We start from the raw sequence: 2,625 nt of genomic DNA, 5'->3' as shown, positions 1-2,625 counted from the left end.
ATCCCGGTCTCTTCAGTGTATCTGAAACTGATACCGTCCATCATCAACACGTAAGCTACTTTGTGCTTCACGCTTTGTGTCTGCCATTCTTTGATTTCTTCGTTCATTTTCTTTAAGTGCTAAAATTCGTTATTCTCGACCTTTTTTTGTATCTTTGGTCGCTCGTTAATTTCTTAACTCGATGCAAATATAATACGCATTTGCGAATAAACAAAGTTTTAAGAGTTAAATTATTCGCATTTGCGAAAAATAAATTCAATGATGAGTATAAACGAACGTTTAAAGACCATTATCGAAGAACAATATAATGGCAATAAAAGAGCCTTTTCTATGGCGATAGGAGTAACACCTACTGTCATTGAAAATGTAGTTGGTAGCCGTCAAGGAAAGCCTTCATTTGATGTACTTGAAAAAATATGCGCAAATGCGAACATTTCACCTGATTGGTTATTAATGAATAGGGGAAAGATGCTTTACACATCCCCACAAGACAGTTCTGTTACCACCAAAAGCCAGGTAGCTTCTGCCAATTTATCTCCAGATATGCTCACAGAGCTTCTCAACCGTATCACAGAACAAGCAGCTGAAATAGGCCGTCTCAAAGAACAAATTCGCCAAATGAATCTTGAAAAAGGGAAACCTGCATCGGATGCGTACACTTCTGGGAATGCAAATGTAGGGTAGAGCGTACTTTTACCATCCGGAGAACATGAAACGTTACCCTGTGGGTACCCCCGATTATACCTTCAGACTCCCCTCTCTCGGTATTCCCCCTCCATCCACCCCATATAATCGCCCCAAAAGGACTGATAATCCGTTATATAATAATGTATACTTTTTATAGGTGATGGTTTTTAGGGTGGGTGTATCAAGGCATATTTTACACCTATCATTCAAAAAACCATATTTTACCATACTTCCAACTACCCCCTCTCAAAACCGTGTTTACTAACCCCAGTTCTTATAAAAACTAACCCCACTTTCTAACCCCAGTACTATCCCCACCTCCAAAATTGCCACTCCAAGTGTTAGGACAATCATCACTTCACTCGCCACTTTGAGACACAAAAAAGGAGACCATAAGTCTCCTCTACAAGAATAACTGCCGAATGGTGATTTTCTTTCGTTCTAATGCCATTCTAATCTATTCACCTACTCTCCCCTCCTACTCCCTGAAATAAGCGTAGATTGCTTGATTATAGCCCTTTTAGTGCATACTGTACCATTACCGGACAGACCGGCATGTAACAAATAATTCTTGGTCGCACCCACCTGTTCCGCCGTCAAAACCGTATAAACAGCCGAAATACTACTAAAATACCAATCTCTTCGCTTTGTTCCGTCTATTCCGTGCGTCAAATGCACATGTATAACCTTTGCCATATCAATATATTTTGCGGAGCAAATATACCAAATAATCATTATATGGAATATTTTAGAAACATATAATCCAAAACAAGGCATAAAAAAAGCGGCATATAACCGCTATCTTCCTATCCTACTTACACACCATGTAAACCTCATGTAAGCTCATTTAAAGCAATCGCCAAACCTATGCAGCCGAAACAGCCCTCCACGTAAACAGAAATTAAACCTGCGTAAACGTTTCGTTTTGCGGGAGTTCCTTCTATCTTTCCCCGTAACCTATTGTATTATAAAGCGATGTGTCGTTTTATTCAATATATCGTTTTATACGCTTCGTTCTGTGCCCCGTATATGAAGAGAGATATTAATACCTCCCATAAATGTTTTGTTACATTAAGTTATCTGGGGAATTTGTCTTTCAATGATGCTGGACTTACTTATAATAATGCAAGACTGGCAACCGAAGAAGAAAAACAAAAACTTATTGACGCTCTCCTATCAAGTAAATATCCGGAAACGAAAGAATATTGTAAAACATTCTTTGGTATTGAAAAAAAGAAAGGATATGAGTTCAAGCCGTTTGATAAGGTATTAGTTCGTCAGTCAGAAACATGTAAATGGGAAGCATCATTTTTTAGCAATATAACTGACGAAGTTCATAAGTACAGATGCTGTGGTATGAACTATATGTTTTGCATACCATACAACGAACAAACTGCACATTTGTTAGGAACAAAAGATAATTGGGAGAAATAATATGAGCGAAAATGAACAAATAATGGATTTCATCGACCAGGTTCTTTCAGACTTTACCAATGAAGGAGCGATGGAAGTTCTGGAAGATGTAAAGAGTGAGATAAACATGAGAATCGAATCATGCGAAGAAGGTACGTACACAGTAACAAGTGATTAATTATGAACGCAAGAGACCAAAAGAAAGTATGTGATTCAGGTTTCTGGATAATAAGAGCCGGAGAAAGAAATGGGAAGCCAATTATCAAGGCAAAAAAATTGGATAATCCTGACTCATGGGTAACAATTAGAAGTGATTTTAAATCTAAAGCAGAGCGTGACCGGTACATGAAAGAGTTGCTGGAATATGATTTCTACATCGAAGACTAATCGAGTAGGAGGAAAACGAAGTAGTTTTCTTCCTACTTTCGTTTTCCGACCTCTCACACCACCACGCATGCGGTTCCGCACGTGGCGGTTCTTTATTTGGGATACCATTTGAGATACTCGTCATAGAGGGTTGGATAA

At 38.5% G+C, this 2,625-nt stretch carries 5 protein-coding genes; 4 read left to right on the top strand and 1 reads right to left on the bottom strand.

Features of this window, described 5'->3' with window-relative positions; translation table 11 throughout:
* Positions 1–258: 258 nt before the first annotated feature.
* Positions 259–684, top strand: a complete 426-nt coding sequence (locus ACMJ0U_RS04870) for a helix-turn-helix domain-containing protein (protein ID WP_008675516.1) — start codon at positions 259–261, stop codon at positions 682–684.
* Positions 685–1,152: 468 nt separating this feature from the next.
* Here ACMJ0U_RS04870 and ACMJ0U_RS04865 read toward each other — a convergent pair whose 3' ends face one another.
* A complete protein-coding gene (locus ACMJ0U_RS04865) occupies positions 1,153–1,383 on the bottom strand; it encodes a hypothetical protein (protein WP_032934359.1) in 231 nt (76 codons plus the stop codon).
* Positions 1,384–1,716: 333 nt separating this feature from the next.
* Here ACMJ0U_RS04865 and ACMJ0U_RS04860 point away from each other — a divergent pair, with 333 nt between their 5' ends.
* The 3 genes from ACMJ0U_RS04860 to ACMJ0U_RS04850 are packed head-to-tail and all read left to right on the top strand — an operon-like array spanning position 1,717 to position 2,487.
* Positions 1,717–2,121, top strand: a complete 405-nt coding sequence (locus tag ACMJ0U_RS04860; protein WP_417128536.1) for a hypothetical protein — start codon at positions 1,717–1,719, stop codon at positions 2,119–2,121.
* 1 nt (position 2,122) lies between these two features.
* Positions 2,123–2,278, top strand: coding sequence for a hypothetical protein (locus ACMJ0U_RS04855; protein ID WP_417128535.1), 156 nt, complete (start codon positions 2,123–2,125; stop codon positions 2,276–2,278).
* A gap of 2 nt (positions 2,279–2,280) precedes the next feature.
* Complete coding sequence (locus tag ACMJ0U_RS04850) at positions 2,281–2,487, top strand: hypothetical protein (RefSeq protein WP_417128534.1); 207 nt, start codon at positions 2,281–2,283, stop codon at positions 2,485–2,487.
* Positions 2,488–2,625: the final 138 nt, after the last annotated feature.

It is taken from the genome of Phocaeicola sp. (assembly GCF_048170425.1).
In the GTDB taxonomy this organism is placed as follows: domain Bacteria; phylum Bacteroidota; class Bacteroidia; order Bacteroidales; family Bacteroidaceae; genus Phocaeicola.
This window is presented reverse-complemented; position numbering and strand designations above follow the sequence as displayed.

Bases quoted from the DNA above. Each gene is read 5' to 3' on its own strand.
- ACMJ0U_RS04860 (WP_417128536.1), top strand. From the start codon at position 1,717: ATGAAGAGAGATATTAATACCTCCCATAAATGTTTTGTTACATTAAGT.
- ACMJ0U_RS04855 (WP_417128535.1), top strand. From the start codon at position 2,123: ATGAGCGAAAATGAACAAATAATGGATTTCATCGACCAGGTTCTTTCA.
- ACMJ0U_RS04850 (WP_417128534.1), top strand. From the start codon at position 2,281: ATGAACGCAAGAGACCAAAAGAAAGTATGTGATTCAGGTTTCTGGATA.
- ACMJ0U_RS04870 (WP_008675516.1), top strand. From the start codon at position 259: ATGATGAGTATAAACGAACGTTTAAAGACCATTATCGAAGAACAATAT.
- ACMJ0U_RS04865 (WP_032934359.1), bottom strand. From the start codon at position 1,383: ATGGCAAAGGTTATACATGTGCATTTGACGCACGGAATAGACGGAACA.